Source organism: Vibrio sp. Isolate22, assembly GCF_022398115.1.
Classification (GTDB): Bacteria; Pseudomonadota; Gammaproteobacteria; order Enterobacterales; family Vibrionaceae; genus Vibrio.
Window position 1 is genome coordinate 1 of record NZ_JAKEUW010000140.1, and the last position, 1,263, is coordinate 1,263.

Sequence of the window (1,263 nt, forward strand, 5' to 3'; positions counted from 1 at the left end):
ATGAGTAGGAAAGGAAACTGCTGGGACAATGCTTGTGTTGAGAGTTTCTTCCATTCTATGAAAGTGGAAGCGATCCAATATGAGCCGATTATGACGAGAGAGCAGATGCGCCAAACGATCTTCGAGTACATAGAGGTTGATTATAATCGAACGAGAAGGCACAGTGCTCTTGGGTATCTAAGCCCAGTTAACTTTGAACAACAAAATGTCGCTTAATGAAGTGTCCAGTCTGGCTGGAGCAGATCAATTATCGTATCTCTAGTCTCTATGATTCCGACAGTGGGGTGGGTTCTAGGGCTTATACTGTTCGTATTTCTACTTGGGAAGGCAACCCATTCGAGTATTGGTGACTGTATTTGGGTGGTGGTGTTTACCAAAGTGGTGTTGATGGCCGCGTTCCTGATATTTGGCCGACTGTTTGTATAACCCAATATCAAATTACTATCTAAAGTAATAAGCCCAAATCTACTGTTCGAATAGAAAAAAGGCGTGACATTGTCACACCTCCTAAATATCTTTTTACGACCATTGGTTGTCTATTACTTAGGTAACAGCACAGCGTCAATGACATGTATCACGCCGTTGCTCGCTTTAACGTCTGCCGTTACAACATGAGCTTTGTTGATCATTACAACACCATGGTCAGTGCTAATTGTGACTGGCTCACCCTGTACGGTGACTGCGCTGTCTAGTTTTACCACATCTTCAGCCATTACTTTTCCTGGCACTACATGGTAGGTGAGTACTGCGACCAGTTTGTCTTTATTTTCCGGCTTTAATAACATGTCTACTGTACCGTCCGGTAGAGCGGCAAACGCTTCATCTGTTGGTGCAAAAACAGTAAAAGGGCCTTCTCCTTTCAGTGTGTCCACTAATCCTGCCGCTTTTACTGCCGCTACTAACGTTGTGAAAGAGCCGTTTTCTACTGCCACGTCCACGATGTCTTTTTTCATACCATGATGGTCAGCATGGTCAGCATGGACAGCCGTTGATAAAAGAAGTGATGTGGCGAAGTGCGTATTTCGGTGATTGCGAACGCTTGTTTCGGTTTATTCCGAACACCTGAACCAGCACTTTTTCTCTTTCCCTATTTTTACTCTAAGTGTTCGGATTGCGCCAGTTTTCTCATTGATTCACCTCCCAGTTCTATTCGATGACTATTGTGAACTAGACGATCCATTAGAGCGTCAGCGACAGTAGCGTTGCCGATCATGTTGTACCACTCTTTTACTGGTAACTGGCTGATGACGATTGTGCTGCTGT

The 1,263-nt window shown here is 44.3% G+C and carries 2 protein-coding genes and 2 pseudogenes; 2 read left to right on the forward strand and 2 right to left on the reverse strand.

From position 1 onward, the window contains the following. Both L1D55_RS27255 and L1D55_RS27260 read left to right on the forward strand, forming a co-directional pair. Positions 1-216: IS3 family transposase (locus tag L1D55_RS27255; protein WP_239915817.1), on the forward strand; the 216-nt coding region annotated here is incomplete at its 5' end. Between the two features lie 27 nt (positions 217-243). Then, positions 244-426 (forward strand): annotated as a pseudogene (locus L1D55_RS27260) (hypothetical protein); the annotation flags it as partial. A 113-nt stretch (positions 427-539) separates the two neighbouring features. Here the strand turns inward: L1D55_RS27260 and L1D55_RS27265 are convergent. Together L1D55_RS27265 and L1D55_RS27270 are read right to left on the reverse strand one after the other, a co-directional pair. Then, positions 540-1,004: pseudogene (locus L1D55_RS27265) on the reverse strand (fasciclin domain-containing protein); the annotation flags it as partial. An 89-nt stretch (positions 1,005-1,093) separates the two neighbouring features. Then, the coding region (locus L1D55_RS27270) for an ATP-binding protein (RefSeq protein ID WP_239919452.1) at positions 1,094-1,263 on the reverse strand (170 nt) is incomplete at its 5' end.